Source organism: Luteimonas sp. A611 (assembly GCF_054072715.1).
Genome location: NZ_JBSVRP010000017.1, coordinates 1 through 889, shown reverse-complemented (window position 1 = coordinate 889; position 889 = coordinate 1). Strand labels below are relative to the sequence as shown.

The 889-nt window shown below is 61.4% G+C and carries 1 protein-coding gene; it reads right to left on the bottom strand.

What is annotated here, in order from left to right:
* Positions 1-791 (bottom strand): IS30 family transposase (locus ACW5EG_RS17045; protein WP_457022489.1); only part of this gene is annotated, 791 nt, incomplete at its 3' end.
* Positions 792-889: the final 98 nt, after the last annotated feature.

Genomic DNA, 889 nt, shown 5'->3' with positions numbered 1-889 from the left:
GGGTGATGCGGGTAGGCGAAGTAGCAGCGGATGCCTGCGGCGTTTTCCAAGGCGCGATAGCCATGGAACTCTGTGCCGTTGTCCCAGGTGATCGTAGTGAAGGGCAGTCCGCTGGTTTGGATAGCGTGGAGTGCGGCACGATTGACCGCGCGTACCGTGCGGTGTGGCAGCTTCATCACCAGCGCCAACCCCGTGCTGCGTTCGACCAGGGTCAACAGGCAGTCACGCTCACCCGCAGCGCCCATCACAGTGTCGCCTTCCCAATGTCCGACTTCCTGTCGCTGTTCGACCGCTTCAGGGCGACTGTCGATCATGGGCTTGTTGGCCAGTCTGCCGCGCTTTTCAGGACCAAAAGTACGCTTGCGCCGTCGTTTTCCGCCCTGCCGCAGGTGTTTGTACAGGCGTCCACCCTGGCGCTGGTCATGACGCACATGGCGGTAGATGGTCATGTGACTGATGCCCGTGCCCACCTGTTCGGGCAAGTGGCAGGCGATCTGCTCGGGACTCCACTGTTGTTCCACCAGCAATGATTCGACATGCGCATAGACGGCTCGATCATGTTGCTTCACGCGCCGGCTGCGGCTGCGCCGACCGTTGGCATGCTCCTGCGCCTTGCTCGGCACATACAGTGGACGAGGCTTGCCTTGAACCACCGTTGCGTTGCGGCCGATCTCGCGACTGATCGTGCTGGGGCTACGCTGCAAGACCTGGGCAATGCAGCGGAACGAGCACCCCTGTCGCTTCAGCACGGACAGGGTGTATCGTTCCGGCTCGGTGAGCTGGTGGTACATGCGGGATCGTCTCTTGCCGGAGAAATCCCTCCCAGTCTGCCAGCTCACCCCTTCTACTTCAGGCGTCGCAGGTGTTGCACTTACTTTGTTAACCTGCG